This window comes from Streptomyces sp. VTCC 41912 (assembly GCF_045799175.1).
Classification (GTDB): Bacteria; Actinomycetota; Actinomycetes; order Streptomycetales; family Streptomycetaceae; genus Streptomyces; species Streptomyces albulus_C.
Genome location: NZ_JBJMAB010000002.1, coordinates 336227 through 360203, shown reverse-complemented (window position 1 = coordinate 360203; position 23977 = coordinate 336227). Strand labels below are relative to the sequence as shown.

22 protein-coding genes and 1 pseudogene are annotated in these 23977 nt (G+C 73.8%); 11 read left to right on the top strand and 12 right to left on the bottom strand.

The genetic code is table 11. The annotated features are described in order from the left end of the window. Positions 1-36: 36 nt before the first annotated feature. The 5 genes from ACJ6WD_RS04990 to ACJ6WD_RS04970 form a co-directional block, all read right to left on the bottom strand. The gene (locus ACJ6WD_RS04990) at positions 37-1017 is read right to left on the bottom strand and encodes a Pvc16 family protein (RefSeq protein ID WP_407615185.1); all 981 of its coding nucleotides are present in this window, start codon (positions 1015-1017) and stop codon (positions 37-39) included. Further along, positions 1014-1835 (bottom strand): hypothetical protein, encoded by an 822-nt coding sequence (locus ACJ6WD_RS04985; protein ID WP_407615184.1) that lies wholly within the window; start codon positions 1833-1835, stop codon positions 1014-1016. The genes ACJ6WD_RS04990 and ACJ6WD_RS04985 overlap by 4 nt, the downstream gene beginning before the upstream one ends. Further along, positions 1828-2586, bottom strand: coding sequence for a hypothetical protein (locus ACJ6WD_RS04980; protein ID WP_331247769.1), 759 nt, complete (start codon positions 2584-2586; stop codon positions 1828-1830). Before ACJ6WD_RS04980 ends, ACJ6WD_RS04985 begins: the two co-directional genes overlap by 8 nt. Positions 2587-2624: 38 nt before the next feature. After that, entirely contained in the window at positions 2625-3149 is a 525-nt protein-coding gene (locus ACJ6WD_RS04975; RefSeq protein WP_016574124.1) for a phage tail protein, read from the bottom strand. A gap of 87 nt (positions 3150-3236) precedes the next feature. After that, positions 3237-5084: a phage tail sheath family protein gene (locus ACJ6WD_RS04970; RefSeq protein ID WP_407615183.1), complete on the bottom strand. Its 1848-nt coding sequence runs from the start codon at positions 5082-5084 to the stop codon at positions 3237-3239. 796 nt (positions 5085-5880) lie between these two features. Here ACJ6WD_RS04970 and sucC point away from each other — a divergent pair. Together sucC and sucD are read left to right on the top strand one after the other, a co-directional pair. Further along, positions 5881-7059, top strand: coding sequence for an ADP-forming succinate--CoA ligase subunit beta (gene sucC, locus ACJ6WD_RS04965; protein WP_016570511.1), 1179 nt, complete (start codon positions 5881-5883; stop codon positions 7057-7059). A 21-nt stretch (positions 7060-7080) separates the two neighbouring features. Further along, complete coding sequence (sucD, locus tag ACJ6WD_RS04960; protein WP_016570512.1) at positions 7081-7965, top strand: succinate--CoA ligase subunit alpha; 885 nt, start codon at positions 7081-7083, stop codon at positions 7963-7965. Positions 7966-8054: 89 nt separating this feature from the next. Here the strand turns inward: sucD and ACJ6WD_RS04955 are convergent, their stop codons facing one another. Next, positions 8055-9014, bottom strand: a complete 960-nt coding sequence (locus ACJ6WD_RS04955) for a hypothetical protein (RefSeq protein ID WP_407615182.1) — start codon at positions 9012-9014, stop codon at positions 8055-8057. Between the two features lie 98 nt (positions 9015-9112). Here ACJ6WD_RS04955 and ACJ6WD_RS04950 point away from each other — a divergent pair, with 98 nt between their 5' ends. Beyond that, entirely contained in the window at positions 9113-10612 is a 1500-nt protein-coding gene (locus ACJ6WD_RS04950) for a DUF6350 family protein (protein ID WP_331247767.1), read from the top strand. A 50-nt stretch (positions 10613-10662) separates the two neighbouring features. Here ACJ6WD_RS04950 and ACJ6WD_RS04945 read toward each other — a convergent pair whose 3' ends face one another. Beyond that, positions 10663-11598, bottom strand: a complete 936-nt coding sequence (locus ACJ6WD_RS04945; protein ID WP_376447704.1) for a hypothetical protein — start codon at positions 11596-11598, stop codon at positions 10663-10665. A gap of 268 nt (positions 11599-11866) precedes the next feature. On the opposite strand from ACJ6WD_RS04945, the gene purN reads away from it, so the two are divergent. Together purN and purH are read left to right on the top strand one after the other, a co-directional pair. Then, positions 11867-12511 (top strand): phosphoribosylglycinamide formyltransferase, encoded by a 645-nt coding sequence (gene purN / locus ACJ6WD_RS04940; RefSeq protein ID WP_407615181.1) that lies wholly within the window; start codon positions 11867-11869, stop codon positions 12509-12511. Next, positions 12508-14079, top strand: coding sequence for a bifunctional phosphoribosylaminoimidazolecarboxamide formyltransferase/IMP cyclohydrolase (gene purH, locus ACJ6WD_RS04935; protein WP_407615180.1), 1572 nt, complete (start codon positions 12508-12510; stop codon positions 14077-14079). The genes purN and purH overlap by 4 nt, the downstream gene beginning before the upstream one ends. Positions 14080-14152: 73 nt before the next feature. Here purH and ACJ6WD_RS04930 read toward each other — a convergent pair whose 3' ends face one another. Together ACJ6WD_RS04930 and ACJ6WD_RS04925 are read right to left on the bottom strand one after the other, a co-directional pair. Next, positions 14153-14731, bottom strand: coding sequence for a hypothetical protein (locus ACJ6WD_RS04930; RefSeq protein ID WP_233657098.1), 579 nt, complete (start codon positions 14729-14731; stop codon positions 14153-14155). A 118-nt stretch (positions 14732-14849) separates the two neighbouring features. Next, positions 14850-15644 carry an RDD family protein gene (locus ACJ6WD_RS04925; protein ID WP_331247765.1) on the bottom strand — a complete coding sequence of 265 codons (795 nt, stop codon included), beginning with the start codon at positions 15642-15644 and terminating at the stop codon, positions 14850-14852. 247 nt (positions 15645-15891) lie between these two features. Here ACJ6WD_RS04925 and ACJ6WD_RS04920 point away from each other — a divergent pair, with 247 nt between their 5' ends. The 6 genes from ACJ6WD_RS04920 (at position 15892) to ACJ6WD_RS04895 (ending at position 22461) form a co-directional block, all read left to right on the top strand. Next, on the top strand, positions 15892-16761 hold the full coding sequence (locus ACJ6WD_RS04920; RefSeq protein WP_233657096.1) for a bifunctional methylenetetrahydrofolate dehydrogenase/methenyltetrahydrofolate cyclohydrolase: 870 nt from the start codon (positions 15892-15894) through the stop codon (positions 16759-16761). Between the two features lie 188 nt (positions 16762-16949). After that, on the top strand, positions 16950-17378 hold the full coding sequence (locus ACJ6WD_RS04915; protein ID WP_233657095.1) for a DUF3017 domain-containing protein: 429 nt from the start codon (positions 16950-16952) through the stop codon (positions 17376-17378). A gap of 764 nt (positions 17379-18142) precedes the next feature. Further along, entirely contained in the window at positions 18143-19132 is a 990-nt protein-coding gene (locus tag ACJ6WD_RS04910) for a malate dehydrogenase (RefSeq protein ID WP_016573275.1), read from the top strand. A 241-nt stretch (positions 19133-19373) separates the two neighbouring features. Continuing rightward, the gene (locus tag ACJ6WD_RS04905; RefSeq protein ID WP_331247763.1) at positions 19374-21191 is read left to right on the top strand and encodes a hypothetical protein; all 1818 of its coding nucleotides are present in this window, start codon (positions 19374-19376) and stop codon (positions 21189-21191) included. 1 nt (position 21192) lies between these two features. Further along, positions 21193-21570: a hypothetical protein gene (locus ACJ6WD_RS04900; protein ID WP_407615179.1), complete on the top strand. Its 378-nt coding sequence runs from the start codon at positions 21193-21195 to the stop codon at positions 21568-21570. A gap of 6 nt (positions 21571-21576) precedes the next feature. Further along, on the top strand, positions 21577-22461 hold the full coding sequence (locus ACJ6WD_RS04895; protein ID WP_407615178.1) for a hypothetical protein: 885 nt from the start codon (positions 21577-21579) through the stop codon (positions 22459-22461). A gap of 44 nt (positions 22462-22505) precedes the next feature. Here the strand turns inward: ACJ6WD_RS04895 and ACJ6WD_RS04890 are convergent, their stop codons facing one another. The 3 genes and pseudogenes from ACJ6WD_RS04890 to ACJ6WD_RS04880 form a co-directional block, all read right to left on the bottom strand. Next, positions 22506-22715 carry a DUF5988 family protein gene (locus tag ACJ6WD_RS04890; RefSeq protein ID WP_016576228.1) on the bottom strand — a complete coding sequence of 70 codons (210 nt, stop codon included), beginning with the start codon at positions 22713-22715 and terminating at the stop codon, positions 22506-22508. Positions 22716-22772: 57 nt separating this feature from the next. Continuing rightward, positions 22773-22931: pseudogene (locus ACJ6WD_RS04885) on the bottom strand (Uma2 family endonuclease); the annotation flags it as partial. A gap of 34 nt (positions 22932-22965) precedes the next feature. Beyond that, the gene (locus ACJ6WD_RS04880) at positions 22966-23757 is read right to left on the bottom strand and encodes a hypothetical protein (RefSeq protein WP_233657092.1); all 792 of its coding nucleotides are present in this window, start codon (positions 23755-23757) and stop codon (positions 22966-22968) included. Between the last annotated feature and the right edge of the window lie 220 nt (positions 23758-23977).

The following is a 23977-nucleotide window of genomic DNA, read 5'->3' as shown; positions in this document are numbered from 1 at the left end:
CGCGTCCTCCTCCGCCCCCGTTCCCCGCACCGCGCCTCAGTCCTCCCCGCCGTCGTCGCTCCGGCCCGCGTCGTCGGCGCGGGCCGCCTGCCGCGGGCCGTCGCCGGGTGTCTTGCGGGGGCGGGGGCGCGAGCCGGTCCCCGCGCGGCCTCCGCCCGAACTCCCGCTCTGCACAACTGACTTGGCGGCCTTCCGGGGCCCGCCCGTCGTCTTCTTCGCGGGCCGTTTCGTCGGGGCGGGCGCCTCGGGTGCGCCCGTCGGCACGTCGTCCGCCGACCGGCCGTCCGCCGCCGGGCTTTCCGCCGGGCTGCTCGCCGACCGGCCGTCCGCCGCCGGGCCGTCCGCCGCACCGGGGACCGGGGCCGCGTCCCCCAGCGGCACCGTCGGGTCCCCCAACGGCGCCTCCGGCGGCACCTCCGGCACCACCGTCACCTCCGGACGCTTGACCGGCCGGGCCGGCGCCGGCTTCTGGTGGCCGTCCAGCAGCACCAACGACGCCTGGTAGGCCACCGACAGGGAGTACGGCGTGTTGTTGAGCATTCCCCAGAGCTTGGAGGTCTCGTCCACGTCCATCTGGGTCGGCGTGAACCGGACCTTCTGCAGGGACTCGGCGAGGTCACTGCCCGCCAGGTAGGGGCGTTCGGCCGCCTCCTCGATCAACTCCCGCGGCAGCACCGGGATCTCGTGCAGGGTCCGCACCACGCTGCCGATCAGCCGCTGTCCGACCAGCTCCTGCTCCTCGCCGTACGCGCTGATCAGGAAGTGCAGGTCGATCGCGGCGGCGGGGCGCTTGAGCAGGGTGCCGTCGGAGGCCCGGGTGACCAGGTCGGAGTTGCGCATCGAGGGGTTGTGCGAGACCTGGTACAGGAACACGGTGATCGTCGGGTCGGCCGGGGGGTCGGCCGGCGGCTTGCGGGTCTCCACCGAGACGGCCAGGTCGATCTCCGGATGCAGGTTGTGCTCGATCAGCAGCGCAAGGGCCTGGGTGACCGTCGCGAGGGCGAGTGCGTTGCTCATGTGGACCGTCCCCCTGAAGTCCGTTGCTGGGTGGCCAGGTAGTCCGCGAGGCTCAGCGCGGGCGCCCGCCGCTCGGGGCGCGCCGGACCGGTGCCGGCCGCGGACCGTTCGGCGCCGGCCGCACTGACCTCCAGCCGGCCGATCTGCACGTGCACCACCCGCTCGGCCGGGCCGCGCGGGCCCCGCCGGCCGGTCGCGGCACCGGCGCGGGGCGGCACCGGACGGCGCGGTGCCGGCAGGTCGTCGAGGCGCGGGCGCAGCACGCCGGTGTGCGCCCGGCCCACCGCCTCGGGTCCGCCCGGCGACGCCCCGCGGCTCGGCGCCGTCTCCTCGGTGCCGGCCGCCGCCCGTCCCCGGGGCCGTGCGCCCTCGGCGGCGGCCCGGGCCCCCGGCGCGGCCGTGGTGGCGGGTCGCAGCAACGCGCCCGGCCCCGGCTCCCGTTCGGCCGCGGCGCGGTCGGCCGCGCGGTCCGGCGCCGCCTCGGTGCGCACCACGGTTTCCCGCGCGTGCTCCGTCCGGACCTCCGTCCACCGCTCGGTGCGCGGGCCGGCCGAGGCGAACGGTGCCGCGGCGGGGCGCCCGGTCGACCACGGGGACGACGGACCGTCGTCGTCCGGATCGTCGGCGGCCGGGCCGCGCACCGCCTCCACCCGCTCGAACGGGCCGGGCAGCCGCGGCCGGACGAGCGTGCGCGCCGCCGGGGCGTCGGCGACGCCGGGCGCGCCGAAGGGGTCGGGTGGCGGCGGCGCGTGCCGGGCCAGCAGCCGGCCGAGGTAGTCGCCGGACGCGGCGGGCGTCCGCTCGGGCATCTCAGGCATCCGCGCACAGCTCCAGGTAGTAGCGGCGCCGCAGCGGGCTGAGCGCCAGGATCTCGGGCTCGCTCCAGCCGTAGGCAGAGGCGAGCAGGTGGACGTCGAGGAGCAGGTCCCGGGCCCAGGCGTCCAGTTCGGTCCACAGGTACGCGGCGATGTCCAGCTCCGCCGGGGTGGCCGCGCCGCACTCCGGGCAGGCGATCTCCAGGGTCAGTTCCGCGCCGGGGTCGGCGTCCTCGGCGGCCGCGGCGAACCGCTTGAGCACCGGGTCGGGCAGGGCGGCGACCTCCTCGGCGGTGGCCGGCCGGCCGGCTCGCCGGGCGGCGAGGGCGCAGCGGGCCGCGAGCAGCCGCCGGGCGGTGGTGCCGTCGGGCGCTCGGGCGGCGGCCACGGCGGCGAGGTCCGCGGGGGTGGGCAGCCGGAACCGGACCGTCCACTCGCCCTCGTCCACCCGCAGCCCGTCCTCCGGCGGTCGCGGTCGCGCGGCCGCCAACTCCCCGGCGTCCAGCTCGCATTCCAGCGCGGCGCCGCAGCCGGGCACCGTGCAGGAGAGCGTGATCTCCATGCGGTCGCCGAACAGGGCCCGGCGCAGCGCGAAGAGGTCGGCCGCGCGCTCCCCGAGCGGCGCCGACGCAAGGGCGTTGGGCGCCGCGTCGGGCCGGGCCGCCCGGTGCAGCAGAAGGGCCCGGGCGGCGCCCCGCTCGGCCAGCCCGGCCTCCCAGGTGGCCAGCAGTTCCGCCGGCCCGGTGACCGTCATCCGTTGTCCCGTCGCCCCACCACCCCCGGTGCCGCGGCTCAGGCCGGGTGGGTGAACGAGGGCTCCTCCGGCTCGGGCACCTCGTAGTCGCGTTCCCAGCCCTCGCATTCGAGCTTGAGGCTCTGGATGGCCACCGCGTTGGCGTTGGCGTCCATCTCGCCCAGGACCTGGTACTCGCTGGGCCAGGACCGGTAGATCTTGTGCGAGACGGCGACCTGCCCGGCCTCGTTGAGGACCTGGATGACGATGTCCTTGCGGAAGTCGGCGAGCGACACCTCCGAGCCGAGGCCGGCGCCGACCTGCCAGACCTTGTTGGCCCAGCGGTCGAACTCCGGGTCGTGGGTGACCCCGCGCTCCAGGGTGATGCCCTCGAACTCGGAGCGGCCCGGGGACTTCCGCGGGGAGCTGGGGTCGCCGCCGTTGCGGTGCTTGACGACCTCCGTGGTGCGCTTGAGCGGACTGATCTTGCTGACCCCGGCGACCGTCCGGCCGTCCCACAGGACCAGGAACTTGAAGTTCTTGTACGGGTCGAAGCGATGGGCGTTGATCTTGAACTCAGCCATCGGATTCCTTCACGTCGGATTCCTTGAACGTCGGCGTCGTGGGGCGCACGGGGGCCGGCCCGTCGGCCGGACCCGGCGCCCCGCGCCCTACAGGTCGAACTGGCCGGCCAGCTGCTGGATCTTGACGATCACGAACTCGGCCGGTTTGACGGGCGCGATGCCGACCACGACGTTCACGATCCCGTTCTCGATGTCCGCCTCGGTCGTGGTGTCCTTGTCGCACTTGACGAAGTACGCCTGCCGCGGGGTGCCGCCCTGGAAGGCGCCCTTCTCGAAGAGGGAGTGCAGGTAGGCGGAGGCGTTGAGGCGGATCTGCTGCCACAGCTGCTCGTTGTTGGGTTCGAAGACCACCCACTGCAGACCGCGCAGCAGGCTCTCCTCGACGTGCAGGGCCAGCCGGCGCACCGGGACGTACTTCCACTCGCTGTCCAGGGCGTCCGAGCCCTGGAGCGTGCGGGCGCCCCACACCAGCGGGCCGACCATCGGGAAGGTCCGCAGGCAGTTGATGCCGAGCGGGTTGAGCAGGCCGTTCTCGCGGTCGGTGAGCTTGACGGTCAGCCCGTGCACGCCGGCCAGCCGCGCCTCGGTGCCCGCCGGCGCCTTCCACACCCCGCGCTCGCCGTCGGTGCGGGCGATCACGCCGGCCAGCGCGCCGGACGGCGGGAAGGACCGCAGCCGGCCGGTGAGCGGGTCGGTGAGTTGAAGGTGCGGGAAGTACAGGGCCGCGTGGTCGTCGCGGACCGTGTCGAAGGCGCCGATCCCGGCCCGGGCGGCGTCCACGCTGCCCCACGCCGCGGGCGCGTCCACCAGGAGGAAGATCCGCCGCTCCCGGCACAGCCGCTGGGCCGCCGAGACCACCGTGAGCGCGTCGTCGACCGACGCGTACGAGGCCAGCTCGGGCAGCGCGAGCAGGTTGACGTCGGGGATGTCGCGCAGCGCCTGCAGGCCGCTCTTGCGGGCCTCGCTGCCGATGAGGTCGCGCGGTCCGGGCGGGTCGCCGTCCTCGCCGCCGCACAGCGGGAAGACCGGCGGATTGACCGACGCCTCCAGCCCCAGGTCGTTGGCGCACTCGCCGAGGAAGCGGACCACGTCGCCGGGGTCGGTGGAGCCGGCCACCACCTGGATGCGGCGTCCGAAGGAGATCACCTGGGCGCCCGCGAACGCGTGCCTGCCGGGCGCGTCCGGCAGGGAGCGCAGCTTGTGCTCCAGCAGCAGCGCCAACTCGGTGACGTCGCACGGCGGCTCGCCGTCGCAGTCCGGGTCGTAGAGCGTGAACTCCCGCTCCACCTCGCCGATCTTCACCGTCAACTCCACGGTCAGGTCCGGGAGTTCGTGGTGGAACGGCTTGGAGACGGTGCCGGAGGGGTCCGGGCGGCCCTCGCCCACGGCCGCCACGCGGATCAGCGACGAGCCGGCGTTGACGAGCGTCTCGACGAACCGGCCGCTGCCGGGGTTCATGGACAGCCCGGTGAAGGACTCGCGGGCGGTGCCGTGCGCGTCGAGGACCTGGAGGTTGAAGGTCTCTTCCGGGCACGGGGTGTCGTGGTCCACGGCGATGCGCAGGCCGTCGCCCCAGATGCCCGGCTCCTTGGCGTGCACCTCCAGGACCGGGCACTGGCTGCGGCCCTCGGTGGACTCCAGGGTGACCTGGGCCTCCTTGCCGCTGCCGGCCTTGGCGACCCGGACGATCACCGCGACGGCGCCGCCGTTGCCGAAGAACTGGTGGACGGCGTAGGAGACCGGGCTGCGCGAGGTCAGGCCGCCGAAGCGGCGCTCGAAGTCGGCGAAGCTGGTGATCCGGACGGGCTGGTTGAGCGGCCCGCGCCGGGTGTGGCCGACGAACGCGGTCACCGAGGTCGTCACGGTGGTGATGCTGCGGATGCTGCTGGGAAGTTCTTCGACATAGACGCCGGGATAGGTCGTATGTGTCGGCATTCCCCCTCCAATCCCTTCAGGCACCGAGTGTGAGGACACCAAGAAATCGAGAAAACCGGGAGGGGTGGGCGGGGAGAAGGGGGAGGGACGGCAGGCGCGGAAGAGTCCGCGACCGCATCCAGCGGTGAGCGCGGTCGGGCATCCCCCCACTACCCATCAAGTTCCCCCGTCTGCATCCGGCGCGAGGCGGTCCGTGTTCCGCGGTCCGACCCGCACCGGACCAAGCCCGGAAGTGCGCGACTCCGGCCTGTGACTCCTGATGCGTAAGTGCTCAACGCAGTTTCTTTCAGCGGGAGTTGACGGGCAAGGGCCTTTCCGGACACCGCCTGCGGAGGTCTTGTGCGGGCCCGTTGCGGAGTCTTCCCGAAGGGCTTCCCGCTTCCCCGCAACCGGAACCGAACGGGCCGGGTGCGCACGGGTGCACGGGGGCGCCGGCACCCGCCGCCCGAACGGCGCACGACGCCGGAGTGCACGGCGGACGGCGGCCCGGTCGCCCGCACGCCCGGTCGGCCCTGCGAAATACCTCCGGCGCGCCGAGGTGCCCCTGCGGAAAAGGGGCGGCGGAGTACGTTGGCCAAAAGATCTGTGACCGTAATCACCGCCGGAGTGTGATCTCTGATTTAGGGACGCATGTCCAGCGGAGATACCCTGCGAGACGGACATGCCGCGTATCCGGACACCGTGCATACGCCTCCCCAGTGACAGCGCCGTCACGTTGCCCTTCGCGGCACGCCCATCGCAGACGAACGAACCGCGATCACTACGGCGATTCTGAGAAGACAAGGGACGGACGCGCGTGGACCTGTTCGAGTACCAGGCGAGGGACCTCTTCGCCAAGCACGGTGTACCGGTGCTGGCCGGTGAAGTCATCGACACGCCTGAGGCGGCGCGCGCGGCGACCGAGCGCCTTGGCGGCAAGTCCGTCGTCAAGGCGCAGGTGAAGGTCGGCGGCCGCGGCAAGGCCGGTGGCGTGAAGCTGGCCGCCACGCCGGACGAGGCCGTCGCCCGGGCGACGGACATCCTCGGCATGGACATCAAGGGCCACACGGTCCACAAGGTGATGATCGCCGAGACGGCTCCGGAGATCGCCGAGGAGTACTACGTCTCCTACCTCCTGGACCGCACCAACCGCACCTTCCTGGCCATGGCCTCGGTCGCGGGCGGCATGGACATCGAGGAGGTCGCCGCGACGACCCCCGAGAAGCTCGCCAAGGTCCCGGTCGACGCCAACGAGGGCGTCTCCATCGAGAAGGCCCGCGAGATCGTCGCCTTGGCGCAGTTCCCGGCCGAGGTCGCCGAGAAGGTCGCCGAGGTGCTGGTCACGCTGTGGCAGACCTTCATCAAGGAGGACGCCCTCCTCGTCGAGGTCAACCCGCTGGCCAAGGTCGCCTCCGGTGAGGTCATCGCCCTGGACGGCAAGGTCTCCCTGGACGCCAACGCCGAGTTCCGCCAGCCGGAGCACGAGGCCCTGGAGGACAAGGCCGCGGCTAACCCGCTCGAAGCCGCGGCCAAGGCCAAGGGTCTGAACTACGTCAAGCTCGACGGCCAGGTCGGCATCATCGGCAACGGCGCGGGTCTCGTCATGAGCACCCTGGACGTCGTCGCCTACGCCGGTGAGAACCACGGTGGCGTCAAGCCCGCCAACTTCCTCGACATCGGCGGCGGCGCCTCCGCCGAGGTCATGGCGAACGGCCTGGAGATCATCCTGGGCGACCCGGACGTCAAGTCCGTGTTCGTCAACGTCTTCGGCGGCATCACCGCCTGCGACGAGGTCGCCAACGGCATCGTGCAGGCCCTGGAGCTCCTCAAGTCCAAGGGCGAGAACGTCAGCAAGCCGCTGGTCGTCCGCCTCGACGGCAACAACGCCGAGCTGGGTCGCAAGATCCTCTCGGACGCCAACCACCCGCTGGTGCAGCGCGTGGACACGATGGACGGTGCGGCCGACAAGGCCGCCGAGCTGGCCGCGGCCAAGTAAGGGACGAGGACTCCAAACACCATGGCTATCTTCCTCACCAAGGACAGCAAGGTCATCGTCCAGGGGATGACCGGCGCCACCGGCATGAAGCACACCAAGCTTATGCTCGGTGACGGCACCAACATCGTCGGTGGTGTCAACCCGCGCAAGGCCGGCACCAGCGTCGACTTCGACGGCACCGAGGTCCCGGTCTTCGGCTCCGTCAAGGAAGCGATGGAGAAGACGGGCGCCAACGTCTCCGTCCTCTTCGTCCCGCCGGCCTTCGCCAAGGCCGCCGTCGTCGAGGCCATCGACGCCGAGATCCCGCTGGCCGTCGTCATCACCGAGGGCATCGCGGTGCACGACTCCGCCGCCTTCTGGGCGTACGCCAAGGCCAAGGGCAACAAGACCCGGATCATCGGCCCGAACTGCCCCGGCCTGATCACCCCCGGCCAGTCCAACGCCGGCATCATCCCGGGCGACATCACCAAGCCGGGCCGCATCGGCCTGGTGTCGAAGTCCGGCACGCTGACCTACCAGATGATGTACGAGCTGCGGGACATCGGCTTCTCCTCGGCCGTCGGCATCGGTGGCGACCCGGTCATCGGCACCACCCACATCGACGCCCTGGAGGCGTTCGAGGCCGACCCCGACACCGACCTGATCGTGATGATCGGTGAGATCGGCGGCGACGCCGAGGAGCGGGCGGCCGACTTCATCAAGGCGAACGTCACCAAGCCGGTCGTCGGCTACGTGGCGGGCTTCACCGCGCCCGAGGGCAAGACGATGGGCCACGCCGGCGCCATCGTGTCCGGCTCGTCCGGCACCGCCCAGGCCAAGAAGGAGGCCCTTGAGGCCGCGGGCGTGAAGGTCGGCAAGACGCCGTCCGAGACCGCGCTCCTGGCCCGCGAGATCCTGGGCGGCTGACCCCGCCCCGTGCCTGACGGCCGTGGGCCCGTACCCCTCCCGGGTGCGGGCCCACGGCCTGTCTGCGGGCACCCCGGCACCCGCCGGGCTCACCGGACGTCGGGGGAGAGCCGGGCACTCGGCGGCAGCGCCCGGTGCGCCGCCGCCCGGTGGTGCGGCGGGTGGTGCGACGCCCGGTGGTGCGGGCCCCGGTGCGCCTGTTGGGCCACCGGTGGCGCGGCCGCCCGCGCGGGCGGCGGCACCACCGGGCCGGACGCCGCCACGACCGGCCGCGGCGGCCGGTAGCCGTCCGGCGCGGTGAACGACACCGCCAGCGCCGTCACCGCCAGCAGCCCGGCCGCCCCGAACCCCGCACGGGTCGTCAGCCGGGTCCAGCGCTCGGCGTCCGCCCGGACCTCCGGCGCGGGCGGCGGCACCACCGGGCGGGACGCCGCCAGCGCGGTCAGCCGGGACCGCAGCACCGCGCCCTGCGCGTCCGGCGACAGCTCGTGAAGACCCAGCTCCGGCAGCCGCTCGGCCAGGCACTCCCGGGCGTGCGTCAGCCGCCCGGTCGCCGCCGGCGTGCTCGCCTCCACCTCCAGCGCGGTCTCGTGCAGCCCCAGCCCGAGTCCGTCGTGCAGCAGCAGCGCCCGGCGGTACGGAACGGGCAGCGCCCGCACCGCCACCAGCAGCGCATGGTCCTGCGGGGCGGCCGGCGGCGGCGCGGGCGTGCCCGGCCCGGGGCGTTCGGCCGGCCGCAGCCCGGGGAGCGGCCGCCGCCACGGCGCCAGCGCGTAGTCGTGGGCGGCCGCCCGCACCCACCCCACCGGGTCCGGTGCCCCAGCCACCTCCGGCCAGCGCTGCCAGGCCGTCCGGAACGCCCGCTGCACGGCCCGCCGGGCGAGCCGGGCCCGTCCGGTGAGCACCAGCGCCTGCTGGATCAGCGGCCCGGCGTGCGCCCCGTACAGCGCGTCGAAGCGGGCCGACGGGGTGTCGTGGGGGTCGTTGCCAGCGGTTTCTGATGCCGCGTCGGAACTCTGGTCGGGGTGTCGCCGGTCGTGCTCGCTCATACCGGAAGTCTGGAAACGTCCGGCGGGGGAACGCGCGCGACACGTCGGACGCATGCCCGTTACGTGGCGGAATCGGGGGTTATTGGCAGCATGGCCGCGTGAGCCAGTCGACCGAACGCGGCACCACGTTGTCCTCCCACGGCCGGACCGCCGCGCGGCGGTCCTCCGCGATCGGCACCGCCGTGATCAGCGGGGTGACCGCCGCCGGCCTCGGCCTCGGCGCCCTCGCGGTCGCCGTCCTGCTCCTCTGGGTGGCCTCCCCGTACCCGGACGCCGGTCCCTCCCGGGCGCTGCACCTGGCCGCCGGACTCTGGTTCGCCGCGCACGGCGGCGGCCTGGTCCGCGAGGTGACGTCGACCGGCAGCCCGGCGCCGGTCGGCACCGTCCCGCTGCTGCTCGCCGCGCTGCCCCTCTGGCTGCTGCACCGCGCCGCCCGGGACACCCTGGCCACCGCCGCCCTCCCGGAGCCCGACGCCGATCCCGAGGCCCCCGCCGCCGGCCCGGAGGTCGCCCCGCGCACCCTGCTCGGCGCCCTGCTCACCGGATACCTGCTGGTCGCCGCCGGCGCCCTGCTCTACACCTCGACCGGCCGGCTGACCGCCGCCCCGCTCGCCGCGTTGCTCGCCGTCCCCGGCACCGCGCTCGCCACCGTCACCGCCACCGCCTGGCACACCCTCGGACCGGACGCCGCGGCCCTGTTGCCGGACCGCGTCACCCGGGCCCTGGACACCCTGCCGGCCGCCCTGCGCACCGCGCTCACCGGCCCGCGCCTCGGCACCGCCGTCAAGGCCGGCGCCGCCGCCACCCTCGCGCTGCTCGCCGCCGGCGCCGCGCTCGCCCTGATCGGGCTGCTCCTGCACGCGGGCCGGTTCGGGGACGACCTGGGCCAGCTCGCCCCCGACTGGGCCGGCCTCAGCACGGTGCTGCTGCTCTGCCTCGCCCTGCTCCCCAACGCGGCCGTCTGGGGCGCCGCCTACGGACTGGGGCCCGGCTTCACCGTCGGCACGGGGACCGCGGTCGGCCCGCTGGGCACCTCGCCGCGTCCCGCCCTGCCGCACTTCCCGCTGCTCAGCGGCCTGCCGGAACCGGGCCCCGGGGCCTGGCCGGTGGTGCTGCTGGCGCTGGCGGTGCCGGCGGCCGCGGTGGTGCAGCTGGCCCGGTACGCGGCCGGGGACGGCCACCGGTCGTGGCGGCGGACCGCCGGCACGGCGGCGTTGGCGGCGGGCCTGTGCGCCCTGGCGATGACGGTGCTCGCGGGACTGGCCGGCGGCGCGCTGGGGGAGCGGGCACTGGCCTCGTTCGGCCCCAGTTGGTGGCTGACCGGCCTGGTGACGGCCGGCTGGACGGGCGTGGTCGCGGTGCCCGCGACGCTGGCGCTGCGCGCCTGGCGCCGGTCGTCCGTACGCCGGGCGGCACAGGGCCGCGCCCCCGGCCGTCACCTGCCCGACCTGCCGTTCCGCCGCCGGGCCCCGCACCGCACGCCGAAGGGCGCGGCCCCACCGGAGCCGCGCCCCGCTGCCGGCCGGGCGCCGGGCCCGGAGGAGGGCGGGGACCGGGGGAGCCGCGAGGGGCGGGAGACCCGGGAGCCCGCCGCCTGAGGGTCCGCGCGCAGGCGCCCGAGCGCCGCCCGTCGGCCCTTCCCGGACCGCTACGGCTGCTGCTGCTCCTGCTGGCTGAGCAGCGGTCGCAGCTGCGGCGGCAGGAGCTTCTCGCAGGACTTGCCCGCCGCCTGGGTCAGCGCGTCGTTCACGCAGCTGAAGTAGGAGCGGTAGACGATCTGGACGGTGAAGGTCGCGGCCACCATCATCAGCGCCAGCGACGCGGTCACCACACCGGCGATCGCGGCGGTGGTCTGCGGCCGGGTCCCCGGGCCCGCGGCGCCGCCAGGCCGACCCGGCGGGGGCGGGGTGGCGGCGGTGGCCGCGGGCCCCTCCAGGGCCGCGGTGGTGTCCTTCTTCGGAGTGGCCTTGCCGCGCAGCGCGCTGATGCCCCAGTAGAGGGAGAGCGCCCCCAGCAGCAGCGCCACCTCGGGCAGGCTGAAGAGCACGAAGAAGAACGCCCACATGCCGGCGAGGAGGGCGTACCGGGCACGCCGCTGCATCGGGTCGGTGGGGTCCCAGCGCAGCCCGCCGGGGCCGCTGCCGGAGCCGCCCGAGCCGCCCGGTCCACCGGAACCGCCCTGGCCTCCGCCCTGACCGCCGCCTTGGCCACCGCCCCGGCCCGGCCGGCTGCCGAAGTCGCCGCCCTGCCGGCCCGGCTGCCGGCTGCTCCACTGACTGCCCCACGCCGGGGGCTGCTCCTGCGGCTGCTGCTCGTCGTCGCCGTCGCCGTCGCCGTCACCCGTGGCGCGCCCGTTGGACTGGGCCCGCGGGCGCCACTCCTGGTCGGGGGCGCCGGCCGGCGGCGGCGCGAACGGGTTGTCGTCCCGGCCCGGGCTGCCGGCGGACGGGGAATCCGGGGCGGACGACGACGTGCGCTCGCGCGGCAGGAGGACCGCCCCGGGGGAGGTGACGGGCGCGAGGCCCCACCCCGTGGTGGCTGGGATCGGGCGGAGGAGAGCCGCGCGGCGGCGTCGGTCCGGCATCTGGAGTGCGTCTTCCCCTTGTCGTGGGCGTTCGGCCGGCGGGTGGGCCGGGCGGACGGTGACCATGAACTGCGTGCGTTCTCCCGCCTGACGCTACCTCCCGTGCTCGCCCCCGTCCCGTGGGGGCCGCAGGGTGTGCCGGTATCGTTGCTGACGGTCGGCGCGTTCGTAGGGTTCCCCGGATTCGTGAAACCCCTCGCTTTGTACGACCGCACAAAATATCGACACAGCCCCCAGCCCCGCACGACCCGGCGAGAAAGACCCCACCGTGGCCTCCTCTTCTCCTCCCGCCCGCTCCGCCCCGGCCCGCATCGTGGTACTCGTCTCCGGCTCGGGCACCAACCTCCAGGCGCTCCTCGACGCCATCGCCGACGAGGGCGCCGCGGCCTACGGGGCCGAGATCGTGGCCGTGGGCGCCGACCGCGCGGGGACCGTCGGCCTGGAGCGCGCCGAGCGGGTCGGACTGCCGACGTTCGTGTGCCGGGTCAAGGACCACGAGGACCGGGCGGCCTGGGACGCGGCGCTCACCGAGGCGACCGCCGCGCACGCCCCCGACCTGGTGGTCTCCGCCGGTTTCATGAAGATCCTCGGCAAGGAGTTCCTGGCCCGGTTCGGCGGCCGGACGATCAACACCCACCCGGCGCTGCTGCCCAGTTTCCCCGGTGCCCACGGCGTCCGCGACGCGCTCGCGTACGGCGCGAAGGTCACCGGCTGCACCGTCCACTTCGTCGACGACGGCGTCGACACCGGCCCGATCATCGCCCAGGGCGTGGTCGAGGTCCGGGAGGAGGACGACGAATCCGCGCTGCATGAGCGCATCAAGGAAGTCGAGCGATCGCTGCTCGTCGAGGTCGTGGGGCGTCTGGCCCGTCACGGCTACCGCATAGAGGGACGAAAGGTACGTATCTCGTGACCGCCACCGAAGGTACGCAGCGGCCCATCCGCCGCGCGCTGGTCAGCGTCTACGACAAGTCCGGGCTGGAGGAGCTGGCCCAGGGGCTGCACGCGGCGGGCGTCCAGCTGGTCTCGACCGGGTCGACGGCCGGGAAGATCGCCGCGGCCGGGGTGCCGGTCACCAAGGTCGAGGAGCTCACCGGCTTCCCGGAGTGCCTCGACGGCCGGGTCAAGACCCTGCACCCCAAGGTGCACGCCGGCATCCTCGCCGACCTGCGCCTCGCGGACCACCAGCAGCAGCTCGCCGACCTCGGCGTCGAGCCGTTCGACCTGGTGGTCGTCAACCTCTACCCGTTCCGGGAGACCGTCGCCTCCGGCGCCACCCCCGACGAGTGCGTCGAGCAGATCGACATCGGCGGCCCCTCGATGGTCCGCGCCGCCGCCAAGAACCACCCCTCGGTCGCCGTGGTCACCAGCCCCGAGCGCTACGCCGACGTCCTCGCCGCGGTCAACGGCGGCGGCTTCGACCTGACCGCCCGCAAGCGGCTGGCCGCCGAGGCGTTCCAGCACACCGCCGCCTACGACGTGGCCGTCGCCTCCTGGATGACCAACGTCTACGCGCCGGAGGCCGACGGGGCCGCGCTGCCCGAGTTCCTCGGCGAGACCTGGGAGCGCCGCAGCACCCTGCGCTACGGCGAGAACCCGCACCAGGCCGCGGCCCTCTACGTCGACGGCCAGCCGGGCGGCATCGCCAACGCCGAGCAGCTGCACGGCAAGGAGATGTCCTTCAACAACTACGTGGACACCGAGGCCGCCCGCCGCGCCGCCCACGACCACGACGAGCCCTGCGTCGCGATCATCAAGCACGCCAACCCGTGCGGCATCGCGATCGGCGCGGACGTCGCCGAGGCACACCGCAAGGCGCACGCCTGCGACCCGCTGTCCGCGTTCGGCGGCGTGATCGCGGTCAACCGCCCGGTGACCGTCGCGCTCGCCGAGCAGGTCGCGGAGATCTTCACCGAGGTCATCGCCGCCCCCGCCTACGAGGACGGCGCGGTCGAGATCCTCGCCCGCAAGAAGAACATCCGCGTCCTGAAGGTCGAGGGCACCCCGCACCAGCCCGGTGACCTCAAGCTGCTCTCGGGCGGCGCGGTGCTCCAGCACACCGACGCCTTCCAGGCCGAGGGCGACGACCCGGCCACCTGGACGCTGGCCACCGGCGAGGCGCTGTCCGCGGACGAGTTGGCCGAGCTCGCGTTCGCCTGGAAGGCGTGCCGCGCGGTGAAGTCCAACGCGATCCTGCTCGCCAAGGACGGTGCGTCGGTGGGCGTCGGCATGGGCCAGGTCAACCGCGTCGACTCCTGCAAGCTCGCCGTGGAGCGGGCGGGCGAGGAGCGGGCGCGCGGCTCCTACGCCGCGTCGGATGCCTTCTTCCCGTTCCCCGACGGCCCGGAGATCCTGATCGCCGCCGGCGTCAAGGCGATCGTCCAGCCCGGCGGTTCGATCCGCGACGAACTGGTCGTCGAGGCCGCGAAGAAGGCCGGCGTGACGATGTACCTCACCGGTACCCGGCACTTCTTCCACTGAGGTCCGCGCAAGCGCCGGAGGGCCGCACCCCTTGCCCGGGGTGCGGCCCTCCGCCGTTTCGTGCGCCGCGTTGTCAGTAACGCGGCCGGTTGAACCAGGCGTTGCCCTCGTCCTTGGAGACGAGGACCAGCACCAGGATGCCAAGCACGGTATGGACCAGGCCCACCGGGAAGGTGAACAGGCTCAGGATCATGCCGACGACGCAGGAGACGATGGTGGCGATGCGGACGCCCTTGCCACCGTTACCGAATTGGGCGGCCAGCGTGATCGCGGTCACCGTGAAGATCACGATGAGGACGATCACCGCGATCAGCACGCCCTTGCCGACGTTGAACGCCGACATGTCCGCGTACGGCGAGGACGAGGCTTCGTGCGACGCCTTGGTGACGCCTCCCAGTCCCATCACCGCCAGCACCAGGCCGATGATGTTCAGGCCGGCGAGAACGTACAGCATCGCCCGGGCCGCCTTGACGCCGCCCGGCATCACCGTCGGGTACGGCATCTGCGCCGCGGGCATCGGACCGCCCGGGTACGGGCCGTACGAGGCCATCGGCTGCTGCGGTTGCGGTGGCTGCATGGGCTGTTGGGGATAGCCGTAGCCGGGCTGCTGGCCCGGCGGGGGGTCGTAGGGGCCGGGGTGGGGGTAGCTCACGAGCGGTGCCCTTTCAGGCGAGGCGAAGCGGTATCGGCGAGTGCAACGAAGGCCCCCGGTCGCTGCTGCGAGGGGGCCTTCGTCGGCTGTTATGGGCGTCCGAGGGCCCGTTACGGCATTACTTGGGGGCCTGGATGACCACAGTGCCGACGATCTTGTCCGCGAACGTCTGGTTCTTCTCGTCCCAGAGCGGCCACAGCCAGCCGATGCCGCACAGCAGGCCGTTGAGGTAGCGGCAGAGGTAGCGCACGAAGGTCATACCGAAGCCCATGGGCTGGCCGGTGGCCTCCTTGATGACCCTGATACCGAGCGCCTTCTTGCCCGGGGTCTGGCCGGTGCTGCCTTCCTTGGCGATGAGGAAGAACATTCCGGCCACGGCGATCAGCCACGCGAACGCGACGAGGACGAAGAAGATGGCCGGCGTGCTGGACGACGAGGCCGAGTTGTAGGCGTTCGAGACGCAGTTGTAGTCGCCCGTCGGGCAACTCGCGGCGGCCGAGCTGGCCGAGCTGCTGGCCGAGCTGGCCGAGCCGGCCGCCACGATGATGGCGATGACGTAGAGGATGCCCGGGAGCACGCCGATGATGAGGCCGTCGACCAGGAAGGCACCGAACCGCGCACCCCAGCTCGCGTAACCCGTCGGCATCCCCATGCCCGGCATCCCCGGCTGACCGTAGGGAGCCTGCGGCTGCTGCGGGTAGCCGCCGTACTGCGGCGCGCCCTGCTGCGGCGGGACCTGGCCCTGCTGGGGGTAGCCGTACGGCTGCTGGGGCTGCTGCGGGGCGCCCTGCTGCGGGTAGCCGTAGCCCGGCTGGCCGCCCTGCGGCGGGACCGGCGGCTGCTGGCCGTACGGGCCTTGGGGGGCCTGCGGCGGCTGCTGGCCGTACGGGTTGTTCGGGTCACCAAAGCTCATGGTGCTGCTTTCCTCCGTTGGTGTCAGTGGGGGACGACGCGGCGTGACTCGGAGGAAAAACAGGTTGTTTCATGGCCCGCCCCCGACGATGCCTGCGGCACTGCGGCGTCAATCCTTCTAGGTGAGGATTCGCTCTGTCCAGTCAAGGCGGTCAGCCTTTGTGCAACCGCAATGATCATTTCCGGACAACTGCCGCCCGCGCGCCCTGATTGGAACACAGGACCCCCCATCCGGGAGGATGGGGGGTATGACTGCCCAGATTCTGGATGGCAAGGCCACCGCCGCCGCGATCAAGTCCGAGCTCACCGCCCGCGTGGAGGCGCTGAAGGCCAAGGGGGTCACCCCCGGCCTGGGCACCCTGCTGGTCGGCGACGACCCCGGCAGCCGCTGGTACGTCAACGGCAAGCACCGGGACTGCGCCCAGGTGGGCATCGCGTCCCTCCAGCGCGAACTGCCGGAGACCGCCACCCAGGAGGAGATCGAGGACGTCGTCCGGGAGCTCAACGAGAACCCGGAGTGCACCGGCTACATCGTCCAACTCCCGCTCCCCAAGGGCATCGACGCCAACCGCGTCCTGGAGCTGATGGATCCGGCCAAGGACGCCGACGGACTGCACCCGATGAGCCTGGGCCGCCTGGTCCTCGGCATCGACGGGCCGCTGCCCTGCACCCCGTACGGCATCGTCCAGTTGCTGCGCCGGCACGAGGTCGAGATCAAGGGCGCGCACGTGGTGGTCGTCGGCCGCGGCATCACCATCGGCCGCCCGATGCCGCTGGTGCTGACCCGCAAGTCGGAGAACGCCACGGTCACCCAGTGCCACACCGGCACCCGCGACCTGTCCGCGCACCTGAAGCAGGCCGACATCATCGTCGCCGCGGCCGGCGTGCCGCACATCATCAAGCCCGAGGACGTCAAGCCCGGCGCGGCCGTCCTGGACGTCGGCGTCAGCCGCGACGAGAACGGCAAGATCGTCGGCGATGTGCACCCGGGCGTCGCCGAGGTCGCCGGCTGGGTCGCCCCCAACCCGGGCGGCGTCGGCCCGATGACCCGCGCCCAGCTGCTGGTGAACGTCGTCGAGGCGGCCGAGCGCGCCGCCGGGATCACCGCCCCGCGCTAGCCGGGGGCGGGCCCGCGCCCGCCCACCCACCGGCCGGGGCGTGCGAGCCTGGAAGGGGCCGCACGGCCCGCCGGTCGCCGTCCCGCACGGCCGACGCCACACCGCACCGACCTCGCCACCGTCGGGGGCACCGTCCTTGACGGCGAACTCGACGACGAACTCGACCCGGAAGGGGCTGACCGCCAGACATGGCCGCCGAAGCGCACTCGGAGGGTGCGTCCGAGCCGCAGCGCACCTCGCGCCGCTTTCCGCAGCTGACCCGCGACACCGCCCGCCCCGAGGGCGGCGGCCGGGCCGCTTCGGGCGACCATCCGGCGCCGGCCCGGCAGTGGCCGCTGCTCACCGTGCTGGGCGGGGTCGCCCTCGGGTTGCTGCTGGTCGCGCTGGACGCGTTCCGGATCGGCTCGATCGTGATCGGGCTGTCGCTGTTGGCCGGCGCGGCGCTGCGGTGGGCGCTGCCCTCGGTGGGGATGCTCGCCGTCCGCTCCCGCTTCACCGACATGCTCACGTACGGCGGACTGGGCTTCGTGATCGTGATCCTGGCGATGATGGTGCAGCCCAAGCCGTGGATCCACCTGCCGTTGCTGGACGACATCGTCCACTTCACGGTCCGCTAGGACCGCCTCCCCGAGGCCGTTCCGGGGCCCTTGCGGCGGCGCGGCACACCGCGTGCCGCGCCGCCGCGCGCCGCTCGGCGACGTCCAGGGGCCCCGACCGCGAGCGGGCCGGCCGCTTCGGGGGCCCTTCCGGGAGGTCTTCGGGGAAGGGCTGCGACGGCGAGTTCCGGACCGCTTTCGCGGGCCGCGACCGACCCGCGCGCGCCGGCTCGCCGGCGCGGCGGTGACCGCCGTCCCGACGCCGTCCGGCGGCCGCGCCGGTGCCCGCGCCGCTGCCCTGGCCTGCGAGAACTCCGACGGCGCCGGGCGGCATCGGGACGCCGGGTCGCAGGACGCGACGGCGCCGGCCCGGGACCGCCACCGGACGGCCCGGCGACTGGCCGGGATTCACCCCCGGCGGGAGGCCGCCGGGGAGGAGGGGGGATTGCCCTTGCGGATCGCGGGCATGCGGACCACACCCCCCACGGGTGTGGCACAACCGCCGGCCGCCCGCGCTCCCCCTCCAGGCGCGGGCGGCCGGCGGCCCGACCGGACCGCTCCGCCCGGCCACCCACGCGAGGCGGTCCCCCAGGCGGTCCGGCCGGGGCCCCGTGAGCGCCGGTGAGGTGTCCCACACCGGCCCGTCACGTGGGTCGGGCGGGGGTCCGATAGCCTGACGGCCGGGTCTCTCGATACCAAGAGACCTCGATAGATGGGCAGGGACACCCACCGCCACCCAAGGTGGTCCAGGGGCTTGCCCCCGGAATACCGCGCAGGAGATCGCCATGACCCGCACTCCCGTCAACGTCACCGTCACCGGCGCCGCCGGCCAGATCGGTTACGCCCTCCTCTTCCGCATCGCCTCCGGTCAGCTGCTCGGCGCGGACGTGCCGGTCAAGCTGCGCCTCCTGGAGATCCCGCAGGGCCTCAAGGCCGCCGAGGGCACCGCGATGGAGCTGGACGACTGCGCCTTCCCGCTGCTCCAGGGCATCGACATCACCGACGACCCGAACGTGGCCTTCGCCGGCGCCAACGTCGCCCTGCTCGTGGGCGCCCGCCCCCGCACCAAGGGCATGGAGCGCGGCGACCTGCTGGAGGCCAACGGCGGCATCTTCAAGCCGCAGGGCAAGGCCATCAACGACCACGCCGCGGACGACATCAAGGTCCTGGTCGTCGGCAACCCCGCCAACACCAACGCGCTGATCGCCCAGGCCGCCGCCCCGGACGTGCCGCGCGAGCGCTTCACCGCGATGACCCGCCTGGACCACAACCGCGCGCTGACCCAGCTCGCCAAGAAGACCGGCACCCCGGTGTCCGAGATCAGCCGCCTGACCATCTGGGGCAACCACTCGGCCACCCAGTACCCGGACGTCTTCCACGCCACGGTCGCCGGCAAGAACGCCGCCGAGGTCGTGAACGACGAGAAGTGGCTGGCCGACACCTTCATCCCGACCGTCGCCAAGCGCGGCGCGGCGATCATCGAGGCCCGCGGCGCGTCCTCCGCCGCCTCGGCCGCCAACGCCGCCATCGACCACGTCCACACCTGGGTCAACGGCACCGCCGACGGCGACTGGACCTCCATGGGCATCCCCTCGGACGGCTCCTACGGCGTCCCGGAGGGCCTGATCTCCTCCTTCCCCGTCACCACCAAGGACGGCACGTACGAGATCGTCCAGGGCCTGGAGATCAACGAGTTCTCCCGCACGCGCATCGACGCCTCCGTCCAGGAGCTGGTCGAGGAGCGCGACGCGGTCCGCGCGCTCGGCCTGATCTGAGGCCGGCGCCGGCACCTGCCGCCCCACCCCGTCGAGCCCGTACGGTCCAACGACCGTGCGGGCTCGCCCCGTTGAGGGCCCGAGCAGGTGCGGCAACGCGCTGACAGCGCGGTCCCCGCTCCTCTATGCTGCGGTCCTTTCACACGTCCGGGTGACGGTGCGCGCCGGTGGAACAGCGGCGCCGCGCCGGTGCGTTGTGACGAACACGCACTGGCACGGGCGGCAGGTACGGGGGAGGCCGATGACCAGTAACGAGGTGCCCGCGCAGCCGGGGGAGCAGGCCGCACGGCCACGGCTGCACAAGGAATCCGCGGGCGCACCGGCGCCCGCACCGCTCCCCGCCGTCCCGCCCGGGGCCAGTGAGGCCACGCGCCTGCTGTGCGCCGGCACCTACCTCGACGACGCCTTCCGCGACGCCGTCATCGACGAACTCTACGTCCACGAGGAGCGGTTCGCCGCGCCGTCCCTGGGCATCGACGCGGCCCGGGTGCTGGCCCACGCCCTGCGCGCCCGCCGGCTCGAACGGGGCTGGTCGGCGGCGATCCTGCTGACCTGGATGGTGGGCGCCGTGCTGTCCCGGGGCATGGCGTGGGGCTATGTGTTCCCGGTGCTCGCGCTGGGCCTGGGGCGTTTCGTCCACGGGCTGTCGACCGCGTGGCCGGCCCGGTTCGGCTCCTTCCTCCTGCGCTGGTACGGCCGGCTCTCGTTGGTCTTCTCCGTGCTGGCGCTGGCGGTGATCGCCTTCACCGCGTCCCTGCCCGGCTTCCTGTCGGTGCTGTCGCCGGTCGGCCTGGTCGAGTCGCTGCTTTCGGACGCCGGCCTGACCGGCTCGTCCTCCGGTGCGGCGTGGAGCGACCCGATCGGCGGCGCCGACAGCCCGGACATGGGCTTGGCCTCGCTCTTCGCGGTCTGGGCGGCGCTGCTGGTGCCGGTGGCGGTGGCGGTGCTCGTCATGCTCCAGCGGGGCCAGTTCGCCCGGGTGCTCGCCCACGAGCTGTCCCGGGAGGACTTCCCCGACGTGGTGTCCGACCCGGCCGAGCGGGCCGAGGGCCTCCGCTTCCAGCGGCTGCGCGACCGGGTGCGCATCGAGCAGCACGGGCCGCTGGTGATGTACCGCCCCGGCGACCCGTTCTGCGGTGCGGGGGAGCCGTTCAAGCCCTGGTCGCTGTCGGTGGAGTTGGTCCCGCGGGCCGACGGCACCGCGGTGCCGTTGGACAACGGCGAGATCCTCGCCCGGATCGTCCCGCTGGTCGAGGCGCTGCGGGTGCCGTCCGGTTCGCCGGCGGCGGCCGGCACGGTCCGCGACCGGCTGCGCGCCCTCGAAGTCGACCAGTGCGTCTTCCTGCCCGTCGACGGCCTGGCGACCCGGGCCGCCGCGCCGTACGACCCCGCCGCCTTCGAGGCGCACCGGGCCGCCGCCCTGGAGGAGGGCGGCGAGACCCGCCGGCACTTCCTGCGGATCAGGGTCGGCGGGTGGCACGAGGGCGTGGTCACCACCGTCTTCGTCCGGGTCCACACCCAGGGCGGCATGCTGATGATGGAGGTCGCCCCGCACGTGCTGTGGCCGCTGCGGTCGCGCTTCCAGGACGCCGACCGCATCGCCCACCAGTACCGGCACCACCACCACTTCGGCAAGGCCGTGTGGGCGCTGACCCACAGCCCCCGCGCCGCGGTCGAGGCGCTGCTGACCCTGGGGCGCGCCGTGGGCGGCGGCTGGGGTTCGGCCACCGAGGGCCACCGCGCCGCCCTCCCGGAGGGTCCCGCCGCCGCGGTCCGGGAGCTGGGCTCCGACGACGAGGCGTCGCTGTTCCAGCACATGGACGTGGCCCGCTACCTCAAGACCGTCCAACAGCGGGTGGCGGCCGGCGTGAAGAGCGCCCTGCACGAAGCGGGTTACCAGACCGCCGAGTTCGAGCAGCGGATCGTGCACGTCGCGGACGGCGGGGTCTACGTCGAGTCCGCGCAGGGCGCCGTCGGCATCGGCGACCACAACACCCTCACCCACAACGGCGATCCCGCTCCCAAGAGCGACTCCGCATCCCCGAAGGGCAGGTCCTGACGTGACGTCACATGACCCATCCGGCAAGGGCATCCACATCGGCAGCGTCCAGGGCGCCTTCGCCATCGGCGACCACAACACCGTCACCCACAACGCCGGCGGGCAGGGCGCACCCGCCGTCGACCCGGCGCACGAGGAACTCCTCCGGGCGGTCCGCACCCTGCGCGAGGACCTCGCCCGGGCCGTGGAGACCCCCGAGGTCCAAGCGCTGACCACCGAACTCGCCGACACCGAGGAGGAGATCACCGGCACCGGCGCCGCCGCCCCCGGCCGGCTGGCCCGGCTGCGCGGCGCGCTGTCGGACGCCGGTGCGGTGGTGGGCCTGCTGGCGTCCGGTGCGGCCGTGGTCCAGGCGGTCGCCGCGCTCGTGGGGGGCTGACCCGCAGTGCCCGAAAGCCCGCGCTGGAACCCGGACACCCAGTCCTGGGAGACCGGCCCCCCGCGTCCCGTCCGCGCCTACACCGGCCCGATGCCGCCCCGCCCCACCGCGCCCCCGCCGGCGGGCGCGGTGGGCCCGGACCCGGCCGGCCCGGCCGCGCCCGCGTACCCGCCCGAGCCGCCGCACGCACCCGGCGCGGACGACGTCGCGGGGGCGTCGGTGCCCGCCGGGGCCACCCCGCGCCGGACCCGGGTCCTGATCGCCGCCGCGGCGACCGCCGTCGTGGCGGCCGGTGCCGGCGGGGCGTACCTGCTGTGGGGGCGCGGTCCGGACGCCCCGCCCGCCGGCCGTCCGACGGCCGCGGCGAGCAGCGGCCCGTCCGCCGTCCCGACCGGCACCGGTGCGCCCACGGCGACGCCCACCGCCGATCCGTCCGCCACCGCGGCGGTTCCCGACGGCTACCGACTGGTCCACGACGACAAGGGCTTCACGCTGGCGGTCCCCGACGGCTGGCAGCGCGACGTCCGCTCCACCGGCGTCTTCTACACCTCGCCGGACACCCGCAGCCTGCTCCAGGTCTTCCAGATCACCGAGCCCGACCTCACGCCGCGGCAGGCGCTGGAGCAGGCGTCCCAAGGGCTCTCCGGCAATCCCGGCTACCAGGAACTCGGCATCGCACCGCGCCGGGGCCCCGGCGGCGCCGACGGTGCGGTCCTGACCTACGCCTACGACAGCGACCGGCTGGGCCTGCGCGTGCAGGCCGTCGACTGCGCCTTCACCGTCCCCGACGGCCGGCAGTTCGCGGTCCTGGTGCTGGGACCGGAGTCCGACTGGCCGCAGCAGGAGACGATCCAGCGGATCGCCCTGGAGTCGTTCGGCCCCAGCGCGTGAGAGGTGCGGCCCGGCCACCCCGGGCCGCACCGTCGCGGGCCCCGCTAGCCGGGGAGTTCGGTGCGCTCCCACCACTCGTACACGGGCAGTCGGCCGTCGGCGGTGTCCCACTCCCGTGGGGTCGGCCGGAAGTGCTCGAAGCCGCCGCGGTAGGGGACCTTCAGGTCGCCCCCGCTGGGATCGACGTCGACGATCCGCTCGGTGATCCCCTCGGGACCGCCCTGGAGAACTGCCTTGGGTGCCTTGCTCGCCATGGCGGCAGTGTCTCGCGCACCGTCCGACGGCCGGGGGCGGCTCGCCGGGCGACGCCGTCAGTCGCGGGGGAATTCGTCGGTGGGGAGGGTCATGCCGAGGACGGTGTCGGTGAGGTCGCGCTTGTATGCGCCGTCCTGCGGATGCGTGAAGACCCGGCTACGCCCGGCATAGGGGTCGGCGATGAAGTAGACGGGCACTTCAGCGGCGGCGTACGCCCACTGTGCGAGCGTCACGTGGGGGTGTCGGCGTTCACGCGGAGTGGACGCCGCCCTCCAGGACGGAGATGTCGGCGGTCTGGCCGGGCGGCGGGGTGTGCGCGGGGACCGGGTGGTCGTAGTCGCTGAGCAGGACGGTGCTGCTCTCGCCGTCGACCTGGGTGGTGAGCTTCAGCGGGTAGTGCGTGCCCTGGATCGCGACGTAGACGGTCTGGGTGGCGTCGCCGACCTTCTTCACGACGGGCAGTACCCGGGTGCCCTCGTGTGTGGTGGGGCGGCCCTTGCTCAGGGTGACGGAGGAGGTGGAGGGCGACGACGGGTCCTGGGGCGCGGGGGACTGCGGGGCGACCGACTTCTGGAAGGTGGTGAGGTCGCAGGCGGTGGCGATGCTCTGGAGGAAGGCGTCGTCGGTGGTGCCGTGCAGGAACCGGCCCTGGTAGTTCCGGGCCGCGGTGGTCCCCTCGTCGCCGGGCAGCTGGCTCTTCCAGAAGGCCGCGTCGGGCTTGAGCCAGACGTCCTTGCCGCGTTTGATCAGGTCGACCCGGCCCAGCGGGCCCTTGCTGACGTTGCCGGCGCAGTTGCCCGCCCGGTCGAGGGTGAGGTCGAGCTTGGTGGCGTCGGTGGAGCTGGCGGTGCGCAGCCGCAGCGAGTGCGCACCGAGGAGGGCGTGCAGGGCGTCGTCGGAGATCTGCTGCGCCGTCTTGCCGGCGAGGTCTCCCTCGTCGCCCGGGTCGTCGGCGGGTGCCGCGGCGGCGCAGGTGGCGGCGAGGACCACACCGGCCGCGCCGCAGGTCAGCGGGGTGAGGGAGCGGCGTCTGCGGGGCATCTGGGCTCCTCCGGTACGGAGGGGCTCCCGGGGACCGCGGTGGGCCCTCCGAAAGGCTCCCCGGTGGGCATAAGGCTATTCAGCGTACTTTCCGGTCCATTCGGGCGCATGTGGAGCTGTCGGGCGGCTTTGGGTGACTCGTGTCACTTTCGATGAATGTTTGGGCATAGGACCGGGGCATTGGGTTAGGGGTCCCCGTTGCTAGTGGGCCAGAGGTTGA